The sequence below is a fragment of the Streptomyces resistomycificus genome, from assembly GCF_001514265.1.
GTDB classification, from domain to species: Bacteria; Actinomycetota; Actinomycetes; order Streptomycetales; family Streptomycetaceae; genus Streptomyces; species Streptomyces resistomycificus.
In genome coordinates this window covers 255,994-280,476 of sequence record NZ_KQ948992.1, presented here as the reverse complement: position 1 = coordinate 280,476, position 24,483 = coordinate 255,994, and the positions used below count along the sequence as shown (strand labels likewise).

The 24,483-nt window shown below is 72.5% G+C and carries 22 protein-coding genes; 9 read left to right on the top strand and 13 right to left on the bottom strand.

The window, feature by feature from the left end; all coding sequences use genetic code 11:
- The first annotated feature begins 31 nt into the window (after positions 1 to 31).
- Together AQJ84_RS19510 and AQJ84_RS19505 are read left to right on the top strand one after the other, a co-directional pair.
- Entirely contained in the window at positions 32 to 871 is an 840-nt protein-coding gene (locus AQJ84_RS19510; RefSeq protein WP_051870093.1) for an enoyl-CoA hydratase/isomerase family protein, read from the top strand.
- 80 nt (positions 872 to 951) lie between these two features.
- Positions 952 to 1,539 carry a flavin reductase family protein gene (locus AQJ84_RS19505; protein ID WP_030042463.1) on the top strand — a complete coding sequence of 196 codons (588 nt, stop codon included), beginning with the start codon at positions 952 to 954 and terminating at the stop codon, positions 1,537 to 1,539.
- A gap of 42 nt (positions 1,540 to 1,581) precedes the next feature.
- On the opposite strand, the gene AQJ84_RS19500 is transcribed toward AQJ84_RS19505, so the two are convergent.
- On the bottom strand, positions 1,582 to 2,904 hold the full coding sequence (locus AQJ84_RS19500) for an MFS transporter (RefSeq protein ID WP_030042464.1): 1,323 nt from the start codon (positions 2,902 to 2,904) through the stop codon (positions 1,582 to 1,584).
- A gap of 71 nt (positions 2,905 to 2,975) precedes the next feature.
- Here AQJ84_RS19500 and AQJ84_RS19495 point away from each other — a divergent pair, with 71 nt between their 5' ends.
- A complete protein-coding gene (locus tag AQJ84_RS19495; protein ID WP_037803617.1) occupies positions 2,976 to 4,016 on the top strand; it encodes a GlxA family transcriptional regulator in 1,041 nt (346 codons plus the stop codon).
- Positions 4,017 to 4,040: 24 nt separating this feature from the next.
- Here AQJ84_RS19495 and AQJ84_RS19490 read toward each other — a convergent pair whose 3' ends face one another.
- The 3 genes from AQJ84_RS19490 to AQJ84_RS19480 all read right to left on the bottom strand — a co-directional run bounded on the left by AQJ84_RS19490 (position 4,041) and on the right by AQJ84_RS19480 (position 7,345).
- Entirely contained in the window at positions 4,041 to 5,090 is a 1,050-nt protein-coding gene (locus AQJ84_RS19490) for a Zn-dependent alcohol dehydrogenase (RefSeq protein ID WP_030042466.1), read from the bottom strand.
- Between the two features lie 14 nt (positions 5,091 to 5,104).
- Positions 5,105 to 6,325 (bottom strand): acyl-CoA dehydrogenase family protein, encoded by a 1,221-nt coding sequence (locus AQJ84_RS19485; RefSeq protein WP_030042467.1) that lies wholly within the window; start codon positions 6,323 to 6,325, stop codon positions 5,105 to 5,107.
- A gap of 108 nt (positions 6,326 to 6,433) precedes the next feature.
- A complete protein-coding gene (locus AQJ84_RS19480; RefSeq protein ID WP_030042468.1) occupies positions 6,434 to 7,345 on the bottom strand; it encodes an SDR family NAD(P)-dependent oxidoreductase in 912 nt (303 codons plus the stop codon).
- Between the two features lie 83 nt (positions 7,346 to 7,428).
- Here AQJ84_RS19480 and AQJ84_RS19475 point away from each other — a divergent pair, with 83 nt between their 5' ends.
- The gene (locus AQJ84_RS19475; RefSeq protein WP_030042469.1) at positions 7,429 to 8,355 is read left to right on the top strand and encodes a cyclase family protein; all 927 of its coding nucleotides are present in this window, start codon (positions 7,429 to 7,431) and stop codon (positions 8,353 to 8,355) included.
- Positions 8,356 to 8,770: 415 nt separating this feature from the next.
- Here the strand turns inward: AQJ84_RS19475 and AQJ84_RS19470 are convergent, their stop codons facing one another.
- The 3 genes from AQJ84_RS19470 to AQJ84_RS19460 all read right to left on the bottom strand — a co-directional run bounded on the left by AQJ84_RS19470 (position 8,771) and on the right by AQJ84_RS19460 (position 11,803).
- Positions 8,771 to 9,247 carry an ATP-binding protein gene (locus AQJ84_RS19470; RefSeq protein WP_107082684.1) on the bottom strand — a complete coding sequence of 159 codons (477 nt, stop codon included), beginning with the start codon at positions 9,245 to 9,247 and terminating at the stop codon, positions 8,771 to 8,773.
- Between the two features lie 503 nt (positions 9,248 to 9,750).
- Positions 9,751 to 10,614, bottom strand: coding sequence for an acyl-CoA dehydrogenase family protein (locus AQJ84_RS19465; protein ID WP_053191108.1), 864 nt, complete (start codon positions 10,612 to 10,614; stop codon positions 9,751 to 9,753).
- Position 10,615: 1 nt separating this feature from the next.
- Positions 10,616 to 11,803: an acyl-CoA dehydrogenase gene (locus AQJ84_RS19460; protein ID WP_374935392.1), complete on the bottom strand. Its 1,188-nt coding sequence runs from the start codon at positions 11,801 to 11,803 to the stop codon at positions 10,616 to 10,618.
- A 111-nt stretch (positions 11,804 to 11,914) separates the two neighbouring features.
- On the opposite strand from AQJ84_RS19460, the gene AQJ84_RS19455 reads away from it, so the two are divergent.
- Complete coding sequence (locus tag AQJ84_RS19455; RefSeq protein WP_059198844.1) at positions 11,915 to 13,456, top strand: class I adenylate-forming enzyme family protein; 1,542 nt, start codon at positions 11,915 to 11,917, stop codon at positions 13,454 to 13,456.
- Here AQJ84_RS19455 and AQJ84_RS19450 read toward each other — a convergent pair.
- Positions 13,435 to 13,947, bottom strand: a complete 513-nt coding sequence (locus AQJ84_RS19450; RefSeq protein WP_030042476.1) for an EF-hand domain-containing protein — start codon at positions 13,945 to 13,947, stop codon at positions 13,435 to 13,437. The two genes, AQJ84_RS19455 and AQJ84_RS19450, sit on opposite strands and share 22 nt — an antisense overlap.
- A 165-nt stretch (positions 13,948 to 14,112) precedes the next feature.
- Positions 14,113 to 14,493 (bottom strand): STAS domain-containing protein, encoded by a 381-nt coding sequence (locus tag AQJ84_RS19445; protein WP_030042477.1) that lies wholly within the window; start codon positions 14,491 to 14,493, stop codon positions 14,113 to 14,115.
- A gap of 343 nt (positions 14,494 to 14,836) precedes the next feature.
- On the opposite strand from AQJ84_RS19445, the gene AQJ84_RS19440 reads away from it, so the two are divergent.
- Together AQJ84_RS19440 and AQJ84_RS19435 are read left to right on the top strand one after the other, a co-directional pair.
- Positions 14,837 to 15,418 carry a sigma-70 family RNA polymerase sigma factor gene (locus tag AQJ84_RS19440; protein ID WP_030042478.1) on the top strand — a complete coding sequence of 194 codons (582 nt, stop codon included), beginning with the start codon at positions 14,837 to 14,839 and terminating at the stop codon, positions 15,416 to 15,418.
- On the top strand, positions 15,415 to 16,911 hold the full coding sequence (locus tag AQJ84_RS19435; RefSeq protein WP_374935391.1) for a zf-HC2 domain-containing protein: 1,497 nt from the start codon (positions 15,415 to 15,417) through the stop codon (positions 16,909 to 16,911). The genes AQJ84_RS19440 and AQJ84_RS19435 overlap by 4 nt, the downstream gene beginning before the upstream one ends.
- A gap of 165 nt (positions 16,912 to 17,076) precedes the next feature.
- Here the strand turns inward: AQJ84_RS19435 and purU are convergent, their stop codons facing one another.
- On the bottom strand, positions 17,077 to 17,958 hold the full coding sequence (gene purU, locus AQJ84_RS19430) for a formyltetrahydrofolate deformylase (protein ID WP_030042480.1): 882 nt from the start codon (positions 17,956 to 17,958) through the stop codon (positions 17,077 to 17,079).
- Positions 17,959 to 18,005: 47 nt separating this feature from the next.
- Positions 18,006 to 18,506 (bottom strand): SCO4402 family protein, encoded by a 501-nt coding sequence (locus AQJ84_RS19425; protein WP_030042481.1) that lies wholly within the window; start codon positions 18,504 to 18,506, stop codon positions 18,006 to 18,008.
- A gap of 117 nt (positions 18,507 to 18,623) precedes the next feature.
- Here AQJ84_RS19425 and AQJ84_RS19420 point away from each other — a divergent pair, with 117 nt between their 5' ends.
- Complete coding sequence (locus AQJ84_RS19420; RefSeq protein ID WP_030042482.1) at positions 18,624 to 19,934, top strand: ABC transporter substrate-binding protein; 1,311 nt, start codon at positions 18,624 to 18,626, stop codon at positions 19,932 to 19,934.
- A gap of 39 nt (positions 19,935 to 19,973) precedes the next feature.
- Here AQJ84_RS19420 and AQJ84_RS19415 read toward each other — a convergent pair whose 3' ends face one another.
- Entirely contained in the window at positions 19,974 to 21,866 is a 1,893-nt protein-coding gene (locus tag AQJ84_RS19415; RefSeq protein WP_053191104.1) for a hypothetical protein, read from the bottom strand.
- A 223-nt stretch (positions 21,867 to 22,089) separates the two neighbouring features.
- Entirely contained in the window at positions 22,090 to 23,475 is a 1,386-nt protein-coding gene (locus AQJ84_RS19410) for a hypothetical protein (protein WP_053191102.1), read from the bottom strand.
- Between the two features lie 320 nt (positions 23,476 to 23,795).
- Between AQJ84_RS19410 and AQJ84_RS19405 the strand changes: the two genes are divergently transcribed.
- Entirely contained in the window at positions 23,796 to 24,458 is a 663-nt protein-coding gene (locus AQJ84_RS19405; RefSeq protein ID WP_037803620.1) for a bifunctional DNA primase/polymerase, read from the top strand.
- Positions 24,459 to 24,483: the final 25 nt, after the last annotated feature.

The window sequence follows — 24,483 nt, the reverse complement described above, 5'->3', positions numbered from 1 at the left end:
CAGCCCTGAGGCGAACGCACCTGAGACGAACATGTCCGACTCCCCCCGTACCGACGCAAAGACCGACGTGCCGGAAGATTCCGTTGAGTCATTGATACGGCACACCACTGACAACCAGGTCAGCCGGATCACCCTCAACCGACCCGAGGCCCTCAACGCCATCACCCCTGACCAGCGAGAACGCATCATCCGGCTGCTCGACGGAGCCTCCACCGACCCGGACGTACGGGCCGTCGTCCTCACCGGGACCGGCCGTGGCTTCTGCGCGGGCGCGGACCTTCGCGGCGGGCCTCCGGCAGGCGACCGGGTCGCCGGTGACGTGGCCCGCACGATCCGCGCGGGCGCCCAGCGTCTGGTCGCCGCCGTCCTCGACTGCGAGAAGCCGGTGATCGCCGCGGTCAACGGCACCGCGGCCGGCCTCGGCGCCCATCTCGCGTTCGCCTGCGACCTCGTACTCGCCGCGGAGTCCGCCAGGTTCATCGAGGTGTTCGTGCGGCGCGGGCTCGTCCCCGACGGCGGGGGCGCCTATCTCCTGCCCCGTCTGATCGGCCCGCGGCGCGCGAAGGAGCTGATGTTCTTCGGGGACGCGCTGACCGCGTCGGACGCCGAGCGGCTCGGGCTGGTCAACCGGGTCGTCCCGGACGAGGAGCTGGACAGGACGGCCCGCGCCTGGGCCGAGCGCCTGGCCACCGGCCCGACCCGCACGCTCGCCCTCACCAAGCAACTCGTCAACTCCTCCCTCGACACCGACCGCGCCACCGCCTTCGCCGCCGAGGCGGCGGCCCAGGAGGTCAACATGACGACGGCGGACGCCCGGGAGGGCGTGGCGAGCTTCGTACAGCGCAGAAGCGCAGTGTTCCGGGGCCGTTGAAGCCCGTCGGAGTCCCGCTCCACCCCTTCCCATCTGACGCTCCGTCAGTTTCAATGGGTGACGTGATGGGACAAGCCGGGATGGCCGAAGCCGCAGTGCGCTACCTCAGGTCGGCCGGGACCGCGCCCACGGCCCCGGTGGAAGCCCTGCCGCGCCCCGAGCTGCGCTGTGTGGGCGAGGACGAGCGGGCGCCCGTCGAACAGGGCGAGTTCCGGCGGGTGATGGGGAGCTTCGCGACCGGCGTGACCGTCGTGACGGCGCCCGCGACAGACGGCGAGACCGCTCCCGCCGGATTCGCCTGCCAGTCGTTCTCCTCCCTCTCCCTCGACCCGCCCCTCGTCGTCTTCATGGTCGGCCGTACGTCCACGACCTGGCCGCGGATCGCCCGGGCCGGCGTCTTCTGCGTCAACGTCCTGGGCGCCCACCAGGGCGAGTTGTGCCGTGGCTTCGCGGTGAGCGGCCGGGACAAGTTCGCGGGGGTGGCCCACGACCCGGCGCCCGTCTCCGGCTCGCCGCGCCTCGCGGGCACGCTCGCGTGGATCGACTGCACGATCCACGCGGTGCACACGGGCGGCGACCACCTGATCGTGGTCGGACGGGTGGAGGCGCTCGGCACGAACGAGGAGGACCTCCCGCCCCTGCTGTTCCACCGGGGCAGGTTCGGCTAGGGAATCCGCCGGACAGCCTCCGGGGGGCTCACGGGACCGGGCTCAGGCCACGACCGCCGCCGGCTGCCGCCGCCGGATCATCAGCGCCATCAGCGCAGCCGCCGCGCACAGCGCGCCCGCCGCGTACCAGACCATGTCGTACTCCCCGAACACGTCCCGCACCACGCCCGCGACGAAGGCCACGAGGGCCGCCCCCACCTGGTGGGACGCCAGCACCCAGCCGAAGACGATCGCGCTGTCCTCGCCGTACAGCTCCCGGCACAGCGCCACGGTGGGAGGCACGGTGGCGACCCAGTCGAGGCCGTAGAAGACGATGAAGAAGACCATCGGCGGGTGGACCGTCGGGGCCAGCAGGATCGGCAGGAACAGCAGCGAGACGCCTCGTAGCGCGTAGTACACCGCCAGCAGCCGGCGCGGCTCGAAGCGGTCGGTGAACCAGCCGGAGGCGATCGTGCCGACCACGTCGAAGACGCCGATGACGGCGAGCAGCGAGGCCGCCGCGGGGACCGGCATGTGGTCGTCGTGGGCGGCGGGCACGAAATGCGTCTGGACCAGGCCGTTGGTGGAGGCGCCGCAGATCGCGAAGGTGCCGGCCAATAGCCAGAACGGGCCGGTGCGGGCGGCCTTGAGGAGGACGGTCACGGCCCGGCGCGCGGCACCGGTCACCGGTGGCGGCTTCGGTACGAACTCCTTCGCGCCGTACGGCTTCAGGCCCACGTCGGCCGGGTGGTCGCGCAGCAGCAGCCACACGAAGGGGACGACCGCGAGGGCCGCCAGCGCCACGGTAACGGCCGCCGGACGCCAGTCGTGGGTCTCGACCATCCAGGACAGCAGCGGCAGGAAGATCAGCTGGCCGGAGGCCGAGGCGGCGGTGAGGACGCCGGTGACCAGGCCGCGCCGCTCGGTGAACCAGCGGTTGGTGACCGTGGCGGCGAAGGCCAGCGCCATGGAGCCGGACCCCAGGCCGACCAGGAGACCCCAGTAGAGCATCAGCTGCCAGGCCGCCGTCATCCACACGGTCAGCCCGGACCCGATCGCGATCACCGTCAGGGCCACGGCGACCACCCGGCGGATGCCGAAACGGTCCATGAGCGCCGCCGCGAAGGGCGCGGTGAGCCCGTACAGGGCGAGGTTGACCGAGACGGCGGCGCTGATCGTGCCGCGTGACCAGTCGAACTCGTCATGGAGGGGATCGATGAGCAGTCCGGGCAGGGAACGGAAGGCGGCGGCGCCGATGATCGTCACGAAGGTGACGGCGGCGACGAACCAGGCGCGGTGCACGGACGTCACGCGACGCCGACGGGGGGACACCGGCCTCTTTCCGTCGCCGGGGGCCTCTGGGGCGGCTTCGCTTGTCTGGGTCACGACATAGAGCTTGCGATCCGGCGCGCCTCCGATCGAGTGGCCCGAAAGACAGCGTTCGTTAGGATCGGGCCATGGATTCGGCCACAGACTCCGCAGCCACACCGGGTTTCCGGCCCCACCGCGTCGCCGTGCTCGCCCTCGACGGTCTGCTCCCCTTCGAGCTGGGCATCCCGCACCGCATCTTCGGCCGCCCCAGGGACGCCGAGGGGCGGCTGCTGTACGAAGTGATCACCTGCTCGGTCCGGCCACCGGGCCCGGTCGAGACCGACGCCGACTTCGCCGTCCAGGTCGCCCACGGCCCGGAGGTCCTGGCCACCGCCGACACCGTGGTCGTCCCGGCGTCGTACGAGCTCGGCCCGGTCTTCGAGCAGGGTGTGCTCACCGGCGAACTGGCCGCCGCCCTCGCCCACATCCGGCCCGGCACCCGGCTCGCCTCCATCTGCACCGGCGTCTACGTCCTGGCCGCCGCCGGTCTCCTCGACGGCCGCCCCGCCACCACGCACTGGGCCCAGGCGGAGCACCTGCAACGGCTCTTCCCGAGGGTCAGGGTCGACGCGGACGTCCTGTTCGTCGACGACGGCGACATCCTGACCTCGGCGGGCGTCGCGGCCGGTATCGACCTGTGCCTGCACATGGTGCGCCGCGACCACGGCGCGGCGGTCGCCAACGAGGTGGCCCGCCGTACGGTCGTACCGCCGCATCGCGACGGCGGTCAGGCGCAGTACGTCCACCGCCCCGTGCCCGACCCGCAGCTGGCCACGACGACCGCCGCCCGGGCCTGGGCGCTGGGCCGCCTCCACGAACCGATCCAGCTGCGGGACATGGCCGCGCGGGAGGCCATGTCGGTACGCACCTTCACCCGCCGCTTCCGCGAGGAGTCCGGCGTCAGCCCCGGCCAGTGGCTGACCCGGCAGCGGGTGGAACGGGCCCGCCACCTCCTGGAGTCCACCGACCTGTCCGTCGACCAGGTGGCCCGGGACGCCGGCTTCGGCACGGCCCAGTCGATGCGCCAACACCTGCAGACGGCCCTCGGCGTCACGCCCACCAGCTATCGGCGCACCTTCCGCGCAGGCGGCGACAACGCCGACGCACGTGCGCGGCACGGCGGTTGAGCCCCGGCCGGAACAACGGCACGTTCAGAACGTCAGCACCCCCCGAGCCACCTTCCCCGCCTCCGCGTCGGCCGCCGCCCGCTCGAAGTCCTCCACCGGGTACGTCCGCGTCACCAACTCGTCGAGGAGCAGTCGCCCTTCCCGGTAGAGCTCGGCGTACAGGGCGATGTCCCGCTGCGGCCGCGACGACCCGTACCGGCAGCCCAGGATCGACTTGTCCAGGTACATCGAGGAGACGAGGAAGGACGCCTCGGCGGTGGCCGGCGGGACGCCGAGGAGGACCGCCTGCCCGTGCCGGTCCAGGGCGTCGATCGCCTCCCGGATCAGTTCGACCCGGCCGACGCACTCGAAGGCGTGGTCCGCCCCGGTCGGCAGGATGTCCCGCACCCCGTCCGTCGAGGTCAGGAAGTGGGTGGCCCCGAACTGCCGGGCCACCGCCTCCTTGGCCGGGTTGGCGTCCACGGCCACGATCCGCAGGGCGCCCGCGATCCGCGCGCCCTGCAGCACGTTCAGGCCGATCCCGCCCGTGCCGATCACGAGCACACTGTCCCCGCGGTCCACCCCGGCCCGGTTGAGCACGGCGCCGACACCGGTCAGCACCCCGCACCCGATGAGCGCGGCGGACGGCGAGGGGATGTCCTTCGGGATGCGGACCGCCTGCACGGCCTTCACCACGGTCCGTTCCGCGAAGGCGGAGTTGGACGCGAACTGGAACACCGGCCGCCCGCCCCGGGTGAACGGCTGCCCGGGACGCCCGATCGCCTGCCGGCACATCGTCGGCCGCCCCCGGTCGCATTGGGCGCACGCCCCGCAGTTGGCCAGCGTGGACAGGGCGACATGGTCCCCCGGCGCCACATGCGTGACCCCCGCCCCGACGGCCTCCACCACCCCGGCGCCCTCATGGCCGAGCACCACGGGAACGGGGAAGGGAATGGTCCCGTCGACCACGGACAGGTCGCTGTGGCACAACCCCGCCGCAGAGATGGCGACCTGCACCTCTCCCGGCCCCGGATCCCGTACGTCGAGATCGTCCACGACCTCGATCCGCTTCCCGTCGAACACCACGCCTCGCATCACGCGGCCCCCTGTCAGCCCTTGGGTTCTCTCGGCAGACCGAGCACGCGCTCGGCGATGATCGTGCGCTGGACCTGGTCGGAACCGCCGTAGATGGTGTCGGCGCGTGAGAACAGGAACAGGTGCTGGAACTCGTCGAGTTCGTACGACCCCGAAGACGACCCCGCAGACGACACAGAAGGCGACCCCGAAGGCGACCCTGCGGACGGCCCCGCAGACGACCCCGAAGACGTCCACTCCGCCGGCCCGACCGCCCCCGCCGCCCCCCGCACCAGCATCGCCAGCTCACCCAGCCGCTGATGCCAGCCGCCCCACAGCAGCTTGGCCACGCTCGGCGCTCCCGCGTCGCCCGAACCGCCCAGCGTGCGCAGCGCGTTCCAGCGCATCACCCGCAACTCGGCCCACTGCCGCAGGAGCCGCTCCCGCACGACGGGATCGTCCACGGCGCCGTTCTCCACGGCCGTCCGCACCACCCGCCCCAACTCCTGGGCGAAGCCCACCTGCTGGGCCAGCGTCGAGACCCCCCGTTCGAACCCGAGCAGACTCATCGCGACCCGCCAGCCGCCGCCCTCACCTCCCACGACGTGTTCCGCACGCGCGTGTGCCCCGTCGAAGAAGACCTCGTTGAAGTCGCTCGTGCCGGTCAGCTGCCGGATGGGGCGGACCTCGATCCGGCCGGGCTGGTCCATGGGGACGAGCAGGAAGGTCAGCCCGTGGTGACGCCGTGACCCCGGGTCCGTACGGGCCAGCACGAAGCACCAGTCGGCCTCCTGGGCCAGCGACGTCCAGATCTTCTGCCCGGTGATCCGGTAGGACGCCCCGTCCGGTTCCCGCACGGCCGTGGTCCGCACACCGGCCAGGTCCGATCCGGCCCCGGGCTCGCTGTACCCCTGGCACCACAGCTCCTCTCCGGCGGCGACGGGCGGCAGGAACCGCGCCTTCTGCTCGTCGGTGCCGTGCGCGAGCAGCGTGGGGCCGAGCAGGTTCTCCCCGATGTGGCCCGAGCGCGGGGGCGCGGCGGACCGTGCGTACTCCTCGGCCCAGGCGACCTGCCGGGTCAGACCGGCGGTCCGGTTGCCGTATCCGCTCTCCTGCCAGCCCAGCCCTATCCAGCCGGACTTGCCGAGGGTCCGCTCCCAGCTCCGCCGGTCCGACGCCGCGCCGGCGTGCGCGGCGAGCCACGCCCTCGCCTCCGCCCGGAACTCCTCGTCCTCGGGCCCGAATCCAAAGTCCACGGAGCTCTCCTCTCGACACCGGTCGCCCCTGACACCGCCAGGGGCACGGAGACCCGCGCGGCCCTCCACAGCCGGCCCACGGGCGCCGCTCCACGCACACCGTCCCCGTCAGGCGTTCGGCCTGTCCCCTCGCGCCGCCGCCCGGGACATCCCCTCCACCTGCGACAGCAGTGGCATCGGGTCCACCCCCACCGACCCCGGCAGGAACTCGGCGATCCGCTCCGGCGTCCAGGCGCCCTCCGCGTACGCGGCCCGCAGCTCCCTGGGCTGTGCCCACACCGCGATCTTCGGTCCGGCGACCGTGTACACCTGGCCCGTGATCCCCTGCTCCGCGGCCCGCTCGGACAGCAGGTAGACCACGAGCGCCGCGACGTCCTCCGGCTCGCCGATCTCCGTCAGCTCCGTCGGAACGTTCGCCGACATCCGCGTACGGGCCACCGGCGCCACCGCGTTCGCGCTCACCCCGTACTTGTGCAGGCCCAGCGCGGCGCTGCGGACCAGCGAGATGATCCCGCCCTTCGCCGCGCTGTAGTTGGCCTGCGAGACGGAGCCCTGGTGGTTGCCGCTGGTGAAGCCGACGAGGGTGCCGGAGCGCTGTCGGCGCATGACCGCCGACGCCGCCCGGAACACGGTGAAGGTGCCCTTGAGGTGGGTCGCCAGCACGGGGTCCCACTCCTGCTCGGACATGTTGAACAGCATGCGTTCGCGCAGGATCCCGGCGACGCACACGACCCCGTCGAGCCGTCCGTACGAGGTCAGCGCCGCGTCGACGACGCGCTGCCCGCCCGCCATCGTCGAGATGTCGTCGGCGACGGCGACCGCGTCGCCGCCCGCCGCCTCGATCTCCTTGACCACGGACTCGGCGATCTCGCTCGTGGGTGAGGCGCCGTCCATCGAGACGCCGTAGTCGTTGACCACGACCCGCGCGCCCTCGGCCGCGGCCGCCAGCGCCACGGCCCGGCCGATCCCCCGCCCGGCACCCGTCACGGCGACCACCTTGCCTGCCAAGAAGTTCCCCATGCCGGCCCCTTCCCGCGGTTTCTGACGGACCGTTAGATTTTATGACCCGCCAGACTGTCGGAGACAAGCCCCGGGAAGGACCCATGTCGCTACCCGCCGCGTTCCACGACATCGCCAAGCGCGTGAACAACTGGGGCCGTTGGGGGGCGGACGACGAGATAGGCACCCTCAACCTGATCACCGACGAGGTCGTGGCCCGGGCAGCGACGGAGGTCAGGACCGGGCGCCGCGTCCCCCTCGCCCTCCCCCTGAGGCAGGACGGGGTGCAGACCGGGCTGATTCCGGGCCGGGTCAACCCGCTGCACTCCATGGTGCAGATCAACCAGGAGATCTTCGGTCCGGGAACGGTGGCGTGCAGCGACGACACCGTGACCATGGGCCTGCAGGCCGCCACCCACTGGGACGCGCTCACCCACGTCTCGCACTCGGGGCGGCTCTACAACGGGCGCCCGGCCGGCACCATCACCCCGCACGGCGGCGCCGAGTTCAGCGGGATCGACAAAGCCCGGCACGTCGTCTCGCGCGGGGTGCTGCTCGACGTGGCCCGCGCCCTCGGCCGGGACCGCCTCGACGGCTCGCACGCCGTCACGCCCGAGGACCTGGAGGCCGCGGAGGAACTCGCCGGCACACGGGTGCGGACCGGCGACATCGTGCTCGTGCGGACCGGACAGGTGCAGGTGTACCTGGCGGGCGACAGGGAGGCGTACGGCTATCCGTCACCGGGCCTGTCCGTCCGCACCCCGGAGTGGTTCCACGCGCGCGAGGTGGCCGCGGTCGCGAACGACACCCTCACCTTCGAGATCTTCCCGCCCGAGGTCGAGGACCTGTGGCTGCCCGTGCACGCGCTCCATCTCGTGGAGATGGGGATGCTCCAGGGCCAGAACTGGAATCTCGAAAAGTTGTCCACAGCCTGTGGAGAAGAAGGGCGCTACGCGTTCCTGCTGTCGGCGATGCCCGAACCCTTCGTCGGCGCCACCGGCACCCCGGTCGCACCCGTCGCCATCCTGTGAGGACCGTCGGACGGCGGCGCGCAACTGCCCGCCCCGAACACGGCATCGCGCACCGCCGTCCGACTCCGGCGCACCCTCCCCGCTCTCGACTCCGCTCGAGCGGGGGGACCCCCATCGGCTCCCGTGGCCCCGAGAGAACCGACGCCGAATCACGACCCACGCTCGCCGAGGGCCTCCGTCACCGAAGCCCTCGTCGTCCCCTCGCGGCGAATCGCTGACCACAAGCGTGATCAAACGGACACGCCTCGTCAACACCCGTGCGGCGCTTCATTACTTATGCCCCGATATGCCAAGGGCGCGCACGGAAGCATGTCCCGGCGCACGCGTACACCGGCCGTCAGGTGCCGACAGCGCTTTCTGCGTCCGTGCGCCAAGCCACGCGCAGGTGCCCGGAATTCGGCCCGCCGTGCGCCGGTCACACGGCCTCGTACGCCAGCCCCTCATACGCCGAGGCGCCACCGCTGTAGGCCGTGGCGCCGTCGCGGGAGCCCGCGCACCGATCCAGTTCGCACCAGATGCGCTTGCCGGCGCCCTCGGGGCTCCAGCCCCAGCGGTCGGCGAGTCCGTCGACGAGGGCGAGACCCCGGCCCCCGGTCTCCTCGCCGTCCACACACCGCGGCACCGGGGCACGGTCGCTGCGGTCGGCCACCTCGAGGCGCACGGTGGCCGACTCGGTCACCCCGGACGGCAGGGACAACCGCAGCACCGCCGGACAGCCGGTGTGCACCACGGCGTTGGTGACCAGTTCGGAGACGAGCAGGATCAGGGTTTCCGCGAGCGATTCGTCGTCCCGTATCCCGGACCCGGCGAGGCGCGAGCGGGCCCACTTCCGGGCCCGCCCCACCTCAGCGGGGTCGGGACGGATCTCCAGCTGCACTTGAAGCACCTGCACCGCTCACACCATCCGAACCGGCGGACACATAGCCTCGCGCCTCACGAGGGCCACGATCGTAGCCATTTTTTGCATGACCAGAACAACAGCCAAAGCCGGGATCACGGAACGTGAATCCCTGATGAGACAGCATGGTTGACGTACAGTCACCCCAACAAGCGCTTCGGGCATATTCCAGCGCGAAGGAGTACCCGTGCGCCATACTGTGCGACGCTCGTAGTGGGGAGTCGAACAAGCAGGGGCCGACGGCCTTCCTGCCCTGCGAACCGGGGTGCGCACCGCCCAATCCGGAGCCGCCTCGAAGGCGCCACCGGCATGGCTCGTGCTCGGAACCACTCGCATCTCACACAAGGTACCGGAGCGACCGTCCGACTCCGGGACGTGACGAGTCACACCTAGGACACAACCCGATATCAACGCAGCGTGATTCCGGTATGCCACAATCCGCGACATCCGTCCCGGCCGCCTCGGCACCACCGCAGCCCACACGCGTTCCGAGCCGCTCAGCCCACCAGATCGGCCGCCAGAAGTTCCTCACTCTCCGTGTTCGCACCGCCACGTTGTGCCCGCACCCAGGAGCGTTTGAGATGCAGGTGGACCTCGCTCTCCCAGGTGAACCCCATGCCGCCGTGCACCTGGAGGCAGTCCCGGGTGCCGAGCTGGGCCGCCTCGTCGGCGAGCAGCCGGGCCGTCGCGATGTCGGCCGGCTGCGCGGTGACGGCCGCCGCGTACACCGCGGCCCGGGCCGTCTCCGCGCGCACCAGCATCTCGGCGCACAGATGCTTGACCGCCTGGAAGGCCCCGATCGGCTGTCCGAACTGCTCACGCGTCCGGGCGTGTTGCACGGCCAGCTCGCACACGCGTGTGGCGGTGCCGAGCTGCTCGGCGGCGGTGAGGAGAACGGCGACGGGGTCCGTTGGCCCGGCGGCGGCCGTCCGGTGCAGTGGGGTCAGCGGATCGACCGACCGCAGCGGTACGGCTCCGGCGACCTCCCCCCGTACGACGTCCGCCTCCGTCAGCCACTCCACCAGCCTTCCGTCGGCGGCGGCCACCACCGTCTCCCCAGTGGCCGCCCCCGGCACGCTCGCGGCCGCGAGATGCGTGGCCACCAGCGGACCGGGCAGCAGCACCCGCCCCGCCTCCTCGAAGGCCAACACCGTCTCGGGCAGCCCGAGTCCCACCCCGCCGTCCGCCTCCGGCAGCCGCAGCGCGAAGAACCCGGCGGCGCCGAGCTCCCGCCACAGCGCGCGGTCCAGCCCGGGCGCCGCCACGGCCGCCCGCAGTGCCTCGCGGCCGAACCGGCGGGCCAGCAGTTGCCGTACGCCCTCCCGCAGGGCGCGTTGGTCCTCGGTCAGTCGGAAACGCACGTCATCGTCCCTTCGGCAGCCCGAGGATCCGCTCGGCCACGATGTTCCGCTGGATCTGCGAGGTCCCGGCGGCGATGGTGTACGACAGGGACGACAGCCGGTCGAGCGTCCAGGGCCGGTCCAGGTCGAGACAGTCGGGGCCGAGGACGTCCGCGGCGGCGTCGTAGAGCCGCTGGCGGGCCTGTGAGTAGCGCAGCTTGAAGACCGAGCCGCCCACGCCGGGCACACCGCCGCCCGCCTCCGCCTCGCTCACGTTCCACTGCGTGAGCCGCCACAGGGCGCGGAACTCGGCGTTCAGCCTGCCCAGCCGCCGACGGAGGGCCGGATCGTCCCAGCGGCCGTTCTCGCGTGCGGTGCGGGCGAGTTCGCCGAGCACGCGACGGCAGGCGACCACCTCGCCCACGAAGGCGGTGCCGCGTTCGAAGGAGAGGGTCACCATGGTCACGCGCCAGCCGTCGTTCTCCTCGCCGACCCGATGGGTGGCGGGCACCCGCACCTCGTCGAGGAACACCTCGGCGAACTCGGCCGACCCGGCGAGCGTTCTGAGCGGCCGTACGGTGACGCCCGGGGCGTCCATCGGCAGGGCGAGCCACGTGATGCCCCGGTGCCTGGGGGCCCGCTGATCCGTGCGCACCAACAGCTCGCACCAGTCGGCGACTTCGGCGTGCGAGGTCCAGATCTTGGAGCCGGTGACCACGTAGTCATCGCCGTCCCGGCACGCGCGCGTGCGCAGCGACGCCAGGTCGCTTCCGGCGTCCGGTTCGCTGAAGCCCTGGCACCAGACCTCCTCGCCGCGCAGCACGGGCGGCAGCCAGCGCGCCCGTTGCTCCGGCGTCCCCTCGGCGGCGATGGTGGGCCCGGCGTGCAGCAGGCCGACGAAGTTGGCGCCCACGTAGGGCGCGCCGGCCCGTTCCGTCTCCTCAAGGAAGATCAGGTGCTGGGTCGGGGTGGCGCCCTGCCCGCCCGCGTCGACCGGCCAGTGCAGGCCGGCGTACCCGGCGTCGTACAGCGTGCGCTGCCAGCCGAGGTCGTAGGCGCGGCGCCCGGGCCAGTCGTCCGGCGACGGCCTGGGCGGCAGCGTCGGCAGCACCTTCGCCAGCCACTCCCTCAGCCGCGCCCGGAACTCCTCCTCCTCGGGCGATTGGGCGAGATCCACCGGCGGCCCCCAGACTGCGATCTGACGCCTCATCAGTTTTTGCTGCTCCCGGGAAGGCTAGCCCCGCGCCTCTGGACCGACAAGGCACCGGGCCCTACGCTCTGCCCACGATCTGACTACCCGTCAGCTATACAGGGGGCCGTTGTGAACGACACCGCCCACACGCTCGGCGCCTCCCGCACCCTCTGGGACCTGGCCGCCCGCTGCGCCGACCTCACCCCCGACCGCCCGCTCCTCCTCCAGGACGACCGGGCACTGAGCTTCGGGGAGCTGCGCGACCGGGCCGAGCGGGTCGCGGCGGGCCTGTACGACCTGGGGGTGCGCCCCGGCACGGTCGTCGCCTGGCAGCTGCCGACCCGCATCGAGACGGTCGTGCTGTCCTTCGCGCTGGCCCGCCTGGGCGCCGTCCAGACCCCGGTGATCCCGTTCTACCGGGAGCGCGAGGTCGGCTTCGCGCTGCGGGAGTCGAAGGCGGAGTACTTCGCGGTGCCGGGCGAGTGGCGCGGCTTCGACCACACGGAGATGGCACGCCGCCTCGGCGCCAAGGGCGTCGTCGAGGCGTACGACCGCCTGCCCGACGGCGACCCGTCCGTGCTGCCGCCGCCTCCCGCCGAGGGCACGTCGGTCCGCTGGATCTACTGGACCTCGGGCACGACCTCCGACCCCAAGGGCGTCCTGCACACGGACCGTTCACTGATCGCGGGCGGCTCCTGCCTCGCCCACGCACTGCGGCCCACCGCCTCCGACGTGGGCTCCATCGCCTTCCCCTACGCCCATATCGGTGGCCCCGACTACCTGGTGATGCTGCTGCTGTACGGCTTCCCGGCGGTGTTGTTCGAGCAGTTCGCGCTGCCGGACGCGCTCGCGGGCTACCGCGGGCACGGGGTGACGATGGCGGGCGGGTCGACGGCGTTCTACTCGATGTTCCTCGCCGAGCAGCGCGGACAGCCCGGCGTCCCGGTGATTCCGTCCCTGCGGCTGCTCGCGGGCGGCGGGGCGCCCAAGCCGCCGGAGGTGTACCACGCCGTGGTCCGGGAGATGGGGGTGCAGCTGACCCACGGATACGGCATGACCGAGGTACCGATGATCACGATGGGGGCGCCGGACGACACCCCGGAGATGCTGGCGACGACGGAGGGACGGCCGCCCGAGGGGATGGAGATACGGATCGTGGACGGGGAGGTGCGGCTGAAGGGCGAGGCCGTGTGCCGGGGGTACCTGGATCCGGCCCAGACCGCCGACGCCTTCGACGAGGAGGGCTTTCTGCGCACCGGGGACCTGGGGCGGCTGACGGACACCGGCCATCTGGTTCTCACCGGCCGGCTCAAGGACGTCATCATCCGCAAGGGCGAGAACATCTCGGCGAAGGAGATCGAGGACCTGCTGCACCGGCACCCGGGCGTCGGGGACGTGGCGGTGATCGGGCTGCCGGACCCGGAGCGCGGGGAGCTGGTCTGTGCCGTGGTCGAGCCGCCGCGACAGCCCTCGCCGACCGGCGCGCTGACGCTGGAGGCGGTGACCTCGTACCTGCGCGCGGAAGGGCTGGCGACGCACAAGCTGCCGGAGCGGCTGGAGGTGGTGGCGGCCCTTCCGCGGGGCGAGACCCTGCGGAAGGTGCTCAAGTACAAGCTCAGGGAGCGTTTCTCAGCTCACTCGGGGTCAGATCACTCGGGGACGGTGAAGTAGCGGGCGAGGGCGGTCACGATCTCGTTCTCGCCGATCCTGCCGTCGCCGTCCGTGTCGATCGCCGTCGCGGCGGACCGGGCGACCTCCTGGGGGACGCCGAGGATCCTCAGCACGCGCGCGGTGTCCTCGACGGTGGCCGCGCCGTCCCCGTCGGGGTCGGCCACGGCGAGCGCCGCGTGCAGGAAGGGACGGGCGATCTCGGCGAACCGCTCCGGGTTGTCCCGCAGGCGCTTGACCGCTCCGCCCACGAACTCGTCCTGGGTGATGCGCTGGTCACCGTCCCGGTCCGCTATCCCGGCCATGCCCTGCCAGAACGCCTCGGCACCGAGATACAGGGCCTGTCCCTTGTCGGACCTGGCCGCCGTGCCGAACTCCGTGAGCAGCGCCTTGGCCGCCACGTTGAAGTCCTCGCGGTCGATGTATCCGTTGCCGTCCTGGTCGAAGGTGGCGAACCGGGCGGCGATCCTGCGCTCGTACTCGCTGCTGACCATGTCTTCTCGTGCCGCCTTACGTGACGTCGGGGTGCTCTGGCACGGAGCGTACGACGCGAGGGCATCTCCGGGCGCGGGAAAGCGACGCTTGTGCCAGGACCGGGTGAATTTCGGGACGACGGTGTGGCAGAACCACAGCCCTCGTCCGGCCGGGCGGCCTCGCCGTCACGCGGACAGCGGGCCGGCCTCCTCGCTCACTGCCGACGCGAGGTCGGGATGCACGTCGAACAGTCTGCGCACGCCCAGCGCGCCCAGCACCCGGTTGACGTGGGAGCCGTCCTCCGCGCCCTGAGCCGGGAGGATCAGACGGAGCCGGCCCTGGCAGGAGCGGATGAGGCGACGGGAGGCGATGAGCACGCCGACGCCGCTGGAGTCGCAGAAGAACACCTCGGACAGATCGAGGACGAGACTGTGACGGCCCTCGGCCACCTCGTCGTGCACCCGTTGTCGCAACACGGGCGACGTCACCAGGTCCAGCTCGCCCGACACCTGGAGCACGGCCCAATCGCCCTGCCCGCTGTCGGTCACATTGAACGCCACCACCATGCCCTTCGCTCGCCGGAAAGCAACCGGAAGCCGTCCCTTCGCTTCCTTGCAGCGCGGCTGCCCAGCGGCAGTTCCCTGAAACACGGGCCCAGAAACGGCAGGAAGGCGAAAGAGGCTTGTTTCAGTCGCATTCGATCCTGTTCGATCAGGTCTGATCGGAGGGATGGGTGGGTAGGCGCCGCCCGACCCCTCTACCAGGAGGTGACCGCCGGGGGCGCGCATTGGAACAAAGGGGCGTGCACCACCGGAGGTGCCGACTACATTCGAGGAGACGCTGGGCGCAGGCTTGACAGGGACACAGTCCGCGACACGAGCCGGGACACGGGCAGGCTGAGAGGGCCGCATGGCGAAGAAGGACACACCGCCCCGCTGGGACCGCAAGATGCAACAGCGGCTCGCGCGCGGTGAGGCGGCGGCCCTCGGCGAGCTCTACGACCGCTTCGCCTCCCTCGTGCACGGCCTCGCCCACCGGGTGCTGGGGGACGAACGCGCCGCCGACGGCATCACCCGCGAGGTCTTCGCCCATGTCTGGGAGCACCCCGACACCTACGACCCCAAACAGGGCCCGCTGCGCACCTGGGTCGCCACCCTGACCCACCGCCTCGCCGTGCAGCGGCTGCGCGCCACCGAGACCGCCGCACTGGCCCAGGACGGCCACGGCACCACCGAGGACCTGGAGCGCAAGGTCCGCCACGCCTCGGTCGCCGCCCGCGCCGACTACATCGTCCAGTCCATGCCCGTCCCCCTGCGCGCCGCCCTGGAGCTCGCCTACTTCCAGCGCCGCGACTACCGCCAGACCGCCACCGACCTCGGCGTCACCGAGGACGAGGCCCGCCGCCGGCTCCGCCTCGGCCTGCAACTGCTGTCCACCGCCCACGACGCCGGGGCGCCCGGCGCGCCTCCCGGATACGGGGGTGCGGCGTGAGCGGAGCAGACCGGTTCGAGGCGTACGGCGGCTCGGGCAGGCCCGAGGACCGGGGCGCTCAAGGCGGCATCGGCGAGGAGGGCGGTCCGGGGGACGCGGGGGCCAGAAGCGACTCGGGTGGCGCGGACGGCGGTGAGTGGGGCGGCCACGGCGTTTCCCGCGACTCGGGAGCCGGCTCCGGCAGCCCGGCCGACGGCTTCGGGGACCCCGGCGAGGGCTCCGGCGGTTTTGGTCCCGGCGGCCCCGGCGACGGCTCTGGCGGCTCCGGTCCCGTCCCCGCCCCCGGTCAGCCGCCCCGTATCCCCATGCCCCGGGCGTCCGTCGAGGACGGCGACCGGCCGCTGCCCGCCCTGGAGGAGCCGATTCCGTCCGTCCCGCCGCTGGTGCTGGAGCACCCCGTCCTGAAGTCGCTCCTCGGGGCGTGGGCGCTGGCCGCCTGCTCCCCCCAGGAGGCGGAGGCCGTGGAGGAGCACCTCGGCGGCTGCGGAAGCTGCGCGGACGAGGCCCTGCGGCTGCGCGAGGCGGTGGGCCTGCTGCAACGCCCCGAGAGCCTCGACCTGGACCCCGGCCTGCGCACCCGCGTCCTGGAGAGCTGCCTCGACCGGCGTCCGCCGCGCATCCCGGTGCCGGACTGGGCGACGCCGTACGACGCCGAGACGGCCCGGCTGGACGCCCTGCTCCAGGACATAGGCGACGCCGAGTGGCACGCGCCCGTGCGGCTGCGCTGGTTCGAGGCCGACGAGGCGACCAGCCGCCGTACGACGGTCGCCGGGGTCATCGCCCACCTGCTCACGGTGGACGGTCTGATCGCCGTGGCCCTGGGGCTCGACGACCCGCTGGGCGAGGTCCGTGCGGACGCGCCGACCCCGGCCGGGCGCACGGAGGCGTACTGGCGGGCCTCGCACTTCCCGCCCACCCGCTCGGTGCGGGTGCCCTGGCGGGAGCAGAGCCACGACCTGGTGCGCACGGTGTCCTTCACCGGCGTCGGCACCGGCCGACCGGCCGTCTCGTACGGCACCTTCGAGCTGCCGCTGCACGACGCGATGCTGGACCGCGCCTTCGAGTGCTGGGTGCACGCGGAGGACATCGCCGAGGCGGTGGACTATCCCTACGGCCCGCCCTCGCCACGCCACCTCAACCGGATGATCGACCTCGCGGCCCGCATGCTGCCCACCGTGCTGGCGGTACGCCGGCAGACCGGGCGGGCGGCACCGGCGGCCGGCCGGCACCTCGTACCGGCCGGCGAACCCGGCCGCAGCCTGCGCCTGGAGATCGAGGGCCACGGCGGCGGCGAGTGGCTGATCCCCCTGGACTCCCCCGGCGCGGTCGGCTCCGCCGACCACGAGGTCGCCCATGTCGCTCTGGACGGCGTGGAATTCTGCAGGCTCGCTGCGGGCCACGTGTCTCCTGCGGAGGCCGCGGCGGGGCAGCTGGGTGATCGGGAGGCGATCAGGGATGTGCTGTTCGCGGCGGCGAGCCTGAGCCGGATGTAGGGGCTGGTTGCCGTTTCGTCGGCGGCTGCGAGTGACGCGTGGTTGCTCGCGCAGTTCTCCGCGCCCCTGAAAGGGCGTCCAGTGGAACTGCTCAAGGGGCGCGGGAACTGAGCGACCAGCCCTCCACGCACCCGCGGCCGCCCGCGAAACAGAGCCGCCGGGCTCCTAGGCGAACACGACCGTCCGCCGCCCGTTGAGCAGGATCCGGCGCTCCGCGTGCCACTTCACCGCGCGCGCCAGCGCCTGGCACTCCACGTCACGGCCGATCGCGACGAGCTGGTCCGGGTTCACGTCGTGGCCGACGCGCTCGACCTCCTGCTCGATGATCGGGCCCTCGTCGAGGTCGGCGGTCACGTAGTGGGCCGTCGCGCCGATCAGCTTCACACCCCGGGTGTGCGCCTGGTGGTACGGCTTCGCGCCCTTGAAGCTCGGCAGGAAGGAGTGGTGGATGTTGATGATCCGGCCGCTGAGCTGCTTGCACAGGTCGTCGGAGAGCACCTGCATGTAGCGGGCGAGCACGACCAGCTCGACGTTCTCCTCGCGGACCAGCTCCAGCAGCCGCGCCTCGGCCTCCGCCTTCGTGTCCTTCGTCACCGGGATGTGGTGGAAGGGGATGTCGTAGGACCCCACGAGCTCGGCGAAGTCCGTGTGGTTGGACACCACTGCGGCGATCTCCACCGGCAGCGCGCCGATCCGGGCGCGGAAGAGCAGGTCGTTCAGGCAGTGCCCGAACTTGCTGACCATCAGCACGATGCGCATCTTGTCGTCGGCCCGGTTGATCTGCCAGTCCATGTGGAAGGCGTCACCGATCGCCGCGAAGCTGGCCCGCAGCTTGTCCACGGTCACCGGCGCCTCCGCCGAGAAGTGGACCCGCATGAAGAACAGTCCCGTGTCGTGGTCACCGAACTGCTGACTGTCCTCGATGTTGCAGCCGGTCATGAAGAGATAGCTCGACACGGCGTGCACGATGCCCTGCTTGTCGGGGCAGGAAAGGGTGAGGACGTACTGGTCGGCGGGAGCCTCGGCTCGGCTGGACTGCGCGTTCATGCAGGACAGGGTCGCATATCCGGGGCCGCGGCCGTCCCGCCGTCTCGCTACGCAGACCGCGTGAGGATCCGCAGCACCTCGAGGGTGCGGGGCGGGGTGTCCGGGTCCTCGCCGTCGGCCGTCGCCATCCGTACGTGCGCGTCACGCGCCGCGCGGATCGCGTCCGGCCATCCCTGGTGGTCGACGTAGGCGGACACCGGGGCGTCCGGCCCGACCTGGTGCATGATCCGCAGCACCCGCAGGACGGCGGTGTCCACGAGGGCCGCCTCCTGGGAGTCCCGGAAGATCGTGCCGACGTACTTCTCGGCGGACCAGTTGTCCAGCCAGGTGTCCTCGACCAGGCGGTACACGGCGTCGGTGACGTCCCCGTACCCGTCGACACCGGCCAGCCAGACGTCCCGCTGGAACACCGGATCGGAGAGCATGTGCAGCGCGGAACGCACGTTGCTGCGCCAGCGCCACCACGGCATGTCGTTCTGTGGCATGCCGCCCATGGTGGATGAGCGACGGCCGTGACGGGAAGACTTCTCCGAACCTTGCACGGTCATCGATCGTACGTTCCCCGCCCCGAGGGCCGCACCGGCCCCCGCTGTTCACCTGTGCGTCACCGTCTCCTAACCGAAGGTCACTCCTGGGTTGGTGATGTGCCGGAAGCGTGTGGGTCCATGACCGGCAGGCGACGTAAACGCAGCACCTTCCTCCTCAGGTTCACCCGGCCCGTCCGAGCCGCCGCAGGCGCGACGGGAGCACTGGTGGCGAGTGCGTCGCTGGTCGCCGGCTGCGGGGTCGTCCCCGGTGTCACGGGGGGCTCCGGGGACGACGGCCCGATCAAGGTCATGACCTGGGCCCCGCAGGAGACCGACGCAACCAACAAGCCCGGCATGCCCGCCTTCGCACAGGCGTACGCCCGCTGGATCAACGCCAAAGGCGGTATCGACGGCCGCGAGCTCACCGTCCTGACCTGCAACGACCACAACGACAGCGTGGCCGCGGCGAAGTGCGCCCGGCGCGCGGTCAAGGAGAACGTCGTGGCGGTGGTCGGCTCCTACAGCCAGTACGCCGACTCGTTCTTCCCACCCCTGGAGGGCGCGGGCATCCCCTACATAGGCGGCTACGGCGTCACGACCGACGAGTTCACCAGCCCCCTCTCCTACCCGGTCAACGGCGGCGCGCCCACCCTCCTGGCCGGACTCGGCAAGGCCCTCGCCCCGGACTGCGGCTCCGTGACCCTGGTGCGGCCCGACACCATCGCCGGCGACGAACTGCCGGTCCTGCTCGACTCCGGCCTCACGGCGGGCGGACACGCGAAGGCGCAGGACGTGCGGGCGGCGGAGGACGCCACCCAGTACTCGGAGCAGTCGGAGCAGGCACTGCGGAGGTCCACCACCGACCCGGCGCGCAAGGGCTGCGTGGTCCCCTCGCTCGGCGACCGCACCGGCACCTTCATGGACTCCTTCCGCCGCGCCCGCGAGGAGTACCCGCAAGTGCGCACCGGCACGGTCCTCGGCAGCGTCGACCAGACCGTGATCGACGCGTCCGGCGGCCGGAGCGGGCCCTACGAGGGGTCGTACATCACCGGCTGGTACCCGGTGGAGACCGACGCCCGGTGGGACGCGATGAAGAAGGTCATCAGCGAGAAGGCGTTCGGCGACAACCGGATCGACCCGGCGGACGCCGGGGTGCAGACGACCTGGATCGCCTACACGGTGCTCAGGGCGGTCGTCGAGTCGCTCGGCGACGGCGAGGTGAGCGCCGACACGGTCAGCCGGGCCCTGGACGGCGGGCTCAAGATCGGCACGGGCGGTCTGACGCCGACGCTCCACTGGGAGTTCCAGGGCGAACTCGCCTCCGTCGGCTTCCCCCGCCTGGTCAACACCGACGTGACCCTGCAGGTCGTACGGTCCGGGCGGCTGGTGTCGGCGAAGGAGGGCTTCACCGACGTGACTCAGACGCTGAAGAGCGCGGACCTGAGCTGAGGGACCCGCGGTTCACGGTCCCTCAGCCGCGGGCCGGGGTCACAGCTGGGTGGGCTGGCGCTCGGTGAGGCCGTACGTCTTCGCGATCGCGTTCCACAGCTGGGCGGCCTTGGTCTTCTCCGCGCTGGCGATGCCGCTGGCCCTGTTGCCGGCCTGGGTCTGGCCGGTGATCCTCGCCTGCCCCTTCTTGCAGCCCTTCTTCCCGGCCGCCTGGTCGGCCCACGCGGCGTAGTGGTTGTCGGCCGACGCGGACGCCTTCCACGCCTTGGTGAGGGCGTCGGTCAGCGCGGCGTGATCGGGCAGCTCGTCCACCGTGAGGCCGGAGAGCCGGGTGACCAGGTCGGTGCGCTGCCGGGCCGCGTCCCGCAGGTCCTTGGCCGCCTGCTCCTGGTTCTTGCAGGACTTCACACTGGCCACCGCGTTGATCACCGAGGTACGGCTGTCGCCGCTGTCCGCCAGCAACTTGTCCAGGGCGGCGGCCTGTTCCCGCGCCGGGTCGGCCGACGGCGAGGCCGACTCGCTCGCCGGGGCGGTCGCCGAGACCGGCTGGTTCTTGTCGCTCTGGTCGTCGCCCCCGCCCCCGCCACCGGCGAGCAGCGCGCCCGCGCCGATGCCGAGTACGGCTATGCCGATCCCCACGGCGGCGATCACCGGCACCCGCGAGCGGGACCGCCCGCCTCGCGGGCCGCGGTCGTCCTCGTCGTCGTACCCGCGGGCCTGGGGCGGACCGGCGTACGGGGGCTGCGCGGACTGCCCGTAGGACTGCGGGGCGCCGGGCCGCCCGTACGGAGGCTGGGCGCCGGGCTGCTGGATGCGCGGCATCTGCTGGGTCGCCCCGGCCGGCTCCGCGCCGCCGGGCCCGCTGCGGAAGAGGTTGTCGAACTCGGCGGGCGGCTGCCGGTCGCCACCCGCCGCTCCGGGCACCGGCGGGATGTACTGCGTGGCCTCGGCGTCAGGGCCCCCGGCGGGCGGCACCGGTCCGGCGGCGGGCTGCGCTCCGGCGCCGGGCCCGGCGCCCCGCGGGGCGCGGCCCAGGAACTGCGTCGACTCGCCGGGCGACTCGGCGTGCACCTCGGGCGGCAACGCCCCGGGCCCCACCGGCGGGATGTACTGCGTCGCCCCGTCGGCCGCGACCGGCGGGATGTACTGGGTGGCGCCCTCGTCGGCGGGCGGCAGCGGAGCGGCGTGACCACCACCGCCGTGCACCACGGGCGGCAGCGGCGCGCCGGCGCCGGGAGTGCCGTACGGCTCGGCCGGCGGCAGGGAGGCGCCCTGGGCGGGCGGAAGGGGTGCGCCGTAGGCGTCGGCGGGCGGAAGGGGTGCGCCGTAGGCGTCGGCGGGCGGCAGGGAGGCGCTCGCGTCGGCGGAGCCGTAGGTGTCTGCGCCCGCCGTGCCGTACGGGCCTGCCGAACCGTAGGGGCCCTGGGGCGGCGTGGGAGAGCCGTAAGGTCCCGCGGGCGGCATCGCGGAGCCGTAGGCGTCGGCCCCGTACGCCTGGCCCTGCCCCTGCCGGCCCTCCTGCGGCTGTGGTCCGGACGACGTGCCGCCCGGCGTCTGCGGGGCGCGCCACGCCTGGTCGGGGGTTCCCCAGGACTGCTCGGGCCGGGACGTCCAGCCCTGGTCCTGCGGCGGGGCCGGGGCCTGCTGCTGGTCGGGGCCCCAGGGCGTGCCCCAGGCCTGGCCGCCGGCCGGTCCTGGCGGCTGGTCGGCCGCCGGGCCGGACGACGCACCGGGCGCCGGCGCGCGGTGACCGGCGCCGTCCTGCCGGCCGCCGTATCCCCCCTGACCGCCCTGTCCGCCGTACCCGCCGCTCTGTCCGCCGTATCCACCCGTCGTTCCCGGCAGCAGGGGTTCCCCGCCGTCGGAGGGCAGCACGATGCCTTCGCGCGCTTCGCGCGCCGAGGGCTCCTCGCCCTGTCCACTCTGCGTCACCGGGACTCCTACTAATGGGGGACCTTCGGAATCGTCGGCTCACGCTACCGGGTCCGCGGAGCCCGGTGCCACGCAGCTCATGGCGTGACCTGCGTCCCTGTGACCGCGGTAACAGATCACCTTGGACGCGGTGACAGAACCGGTCCCCCAGCCGCTGTACAAGCCCCCTTCCGCCTCCGACGCCTTCGTTTCCCTGCCGTTCAGGCTCCCGTTCCCCGTGCGTTCACGCCGCCGCCTGAAGGTCCAGTCGCGCCCCGAACTCCCTTACCACGGGCTCGTCCCGGTACGGCTCCAGCCGCTGCTGGAAGTCCTCGAGATACTCGGCGCCCCGGTTGGAGCGGAGGGTCTCCAGCAACTCCACCGCCTTCGTGCCGGTGTTGCAGGCCTGCTCCACCTCCCGCTGCTGCACCTGCGCGGTGGCCAGCAGCACATAGCCGATGGCCCGGCGCCGGGTCCGCGACTCGGGATGCCCGGCCAGCGACTCCCGAGCACACCGTGCCGCCGCCTCGGCCTGCCCCAGGTCCCGGTGGCAGTGCGCCAGCTCGTCGGCGAGGTAGGCCTCGTCGAAGTGCGCGATCCACACCGGGTCGTCCCCGGCGTCCGCGTCGGCCTGCTCCAGCGCGTTCACCGCGCGCCCGGACGCCACCTGTGCCGCCCGCGCGTCGCCCAGCAACGCGTGCCCCCGGGCCTCCGCCGCGTGGAACATCGCCTCCGCGCGCGGAGTGACCCGCCCGCGCGCCCCCTCCTGCGCCGCGCGCGCCAACTGCGCGATCTCCCGCGGGTTTCCGAGCTGCGCGGCGAGGTGGCTCATGGACGCGGCGAGGACGTACCCGCCGTACCCGCGGTCGCCCGCCGCCTGCGCGAGCCGCAGCGCCTGGATGTAGTAGCGCTGGGCGAGGCCGGGCTGGCCGGTGTCGACGGCCATGTAGCCCGCGAGTTCGGTCAGTCGGGCCACCGCGGCGAACAGGTCCCGGCCCACCGCCTCCCGGTAGGAGCCGGCCAGCAGCCCGGAGACCACGCTGTTGAGGTAGTGCACGACGACCGGGCGCACGTGCCCGCTGCCGTACTGGTGGTCCAGGTCGCTGAGCGCCTGGGTCATCGCGCGCACCGCCGCCACGTCGGACTGGCCCACCCGCGGCCCCGCCGCCCGCGCCACCTGCGAGTCGGCCGAGGAGATCAGCCAGTCCCGGCTCGGCTCGACCAGCGCGGACGCGGCCACGGAGGAGCCGGACAGGAAGTCCCGGCGGCCCACGTCGCTGCGCCACAGCTCGCAGACCTGCTCGATGGCGCCCAGGACCGTCGGGGAGAACTGGAGGCCGACTCCGGAGGCGAGGTTCTTGCCGTTGGCCATGCCGATCTCGTCGATCGTGACCGTACGGCCGAGTTTGCGGCCGAGCGCCTCCGCGATGATCGCCGGTGCGCGGCCCCGTGGTTGCTGTCCGCGCAGCCAGCGCGCCACGGACGTCTTGTCGTACCGCAGGTCGAGACCGTGCTCGGCGCCGCACATGTTGACCCGGCGGGCGAGCCCCGCGTTGGAGCAGCCCGCTTCCTGGATGAGCGCCTGCAGCCGTTCGTTCGGCTGCCGCGCGACGAGAGGCCTTGCGGCCATGGCGTACCCCCTGTGGCTGCGGTGCCTGCCCACGCACCGAGTTGACGTGTCTTCCACGACCGGATCGGGTCGCCTCGATCGAGATACGTCCAGCGAAAAGATCCGGCCGTGAAGATCAATGCCCCGCGGCGGTACCGAAAATGCGAGGCTTGCGAGGATTGCCGGGGTAAAGGCGGATGCCGCCCCCACACCTGGCTACCCAGCTCACTCCCCACTTCCTCCTGCGCGCCCCCACACATGCATCCATGCGCCCCAGATGCGGAATCGATGCGCTTCCCCCGCGCGCGCTACGCCCGTAACCCGAGGTGGGCGCGGGAGTTGTGTTCAGCGTGGAAGAGACGATCGCGGGCACCGAAGCCGTTCAGATTCCGAAGCAGCGCGGGGAATCGCTGCTGGAGACAGCCGTACGCTACGCCGAGGAGCGCCACTGGGACGTCTTCCCCGGCACCTGGCTGGAAGCCGTCGAGGGGGTGCAGCGCTGCTCGTGCGGCGACGCCGCGTGCGCCGTCCCCGGCGCGCACCCCGCGCGCGTGGACTGGGCGACCCAGGCGACCGGCAGTGCGACCGTCGCGCGCCGGATGTGGCAGAAGCAGCCGACGGCCTCCATCCTGCTGCCGACGGGGCGCACGTTCGACGCGATCTCCGTGCCGGAGACGGCCGGGTTTCTCGCGCTGGCACGGATGGAGCGGATGGAGCTGACGCTCGGACCCGTGACGCTGACGCCGGATCGCCGGATGCAGTTCTTCGTGCTGCCGGGTGCGTCGGTGAAGATGCCGGAGCTGGTGCGGAAGCTGGGCTGGTCCCCGTCCTCGCTCGATCTGGTCGCGCTGGGCGAGGGGGAGTACGTGGCCGGGCCGCCCACCCGGTTCGGATCGCGGGGGGCCGTGCAGTGGGCCTGCCGGCCCACCCCGGCCAATCGGTGGCTGCCGGACGCGGAGGAGCTGATCTCGCCGCTCGCCTACGCCTGCGGGCGGGACCGGTAGTTCACGAGGCACCCTCCCGCACCCC

Bases quoted from the DNA above. Each gene is read 5' to 3' on its own strand.
- AQJ84_RS19510 (WP_051870093.1), top strand. From the start codon at position 32: ATGTCCGACTCCCCCCGTACCGACGCAAAGACCGACGTGCCGGAAGAT.
- AQJ84_RS19425 (WP_030042481.1), bottom strand. From the start codon at position 18,506: ATGACCGTGCAAGGTTCGGAGAAGTCTTCCCGTCACGGCCGTCGCTCA.
- AQJ84_RS19440 (WP_030042478.1), top strand. From the start codon at position 14,837: ATGGCGAAGAAGGACACACCGCCCCGCTGGGACCGCAAGATGCAACAG.
- AQJ84_RS19445 (WP_030042477.1), bottom strand. From the start codon at position 14,493: ATGGTGGTGGCGTTCAATGTGACCGACAGCGGGCAGGGCGATTGGGCC.
- AQJ84_RS19495 (WP_037803617.1), top strand. From the start codon at position 2,976: ATGGATTCGGCCACAGACTCCGCAGCCACACCGGGTTTCCGGCCCCAC.
- AQJ84_RS19450 (WP_030042476.1), bottom strand. From the start codon at position 13,947: ATGGTCAGCAGCGAGTACGAGCGCAGGATCGCCGCCCGGTTCGCCACC.
- AQJ84_RS19480 (WP_030042468.1), bottom strand. From the start codon at position 7,345: ATGGGGAACTTCTTGGCAGGCAAGGTGGTCGCCGTGACGGGTGCCGGG.
- AQJ84_RS19490 (WP_030042466.1), bottom strand. From the start codon at position 5,090: ATGCGAGGCGTGGTGTTCGACGGGAAGCGGATCGAGGTCGTGGACGAT.
- AQJ84_RS19475 (WP_030042469.1), top strand. From the start codon at position 7,429: ATGTCGCTACCCGCCGCGTTCCACGACATCGCCAAGCGCGTGAACAAC.
- AQJ84_RS19410 (WP_053191102.1), bottom strand. From the start codon at position 23,475: ATGGCCGCAAGGCCTCTCGTCGCGCGGCAGCCGAACGAACGGCTGCAG.
- AQJ84_RS19505 (WP_030042463.1), top strand. From the start codon at position 952: ATGGCCGAAGCCGCAGTGCGCTACCTCAGGTCGGCCGGGACCGCGCCC.
- AQJ84_RS19420 (WP_030042482.1), top strand. From the start codon at position 18,624: ATGACCGGCAGGCGACGTAAACGCAGCACCTTCCTCCTCAGGTTCACC.
- AQJ84_RS19460 (WP_374935392.1), bottom strand. From the start codon at position 11,803: ATGAGGCGTCAGATCGCAGTCTGGGGGCCGCCGGTGGATCTCGCCCAA.
- purU (WP_030042480.1), bottom strand. From the start codon at position 17,958: ATGAACGCGCAGTCCAGCCGAGCCGAGGCTCCCGCCGACCAGTACGTC.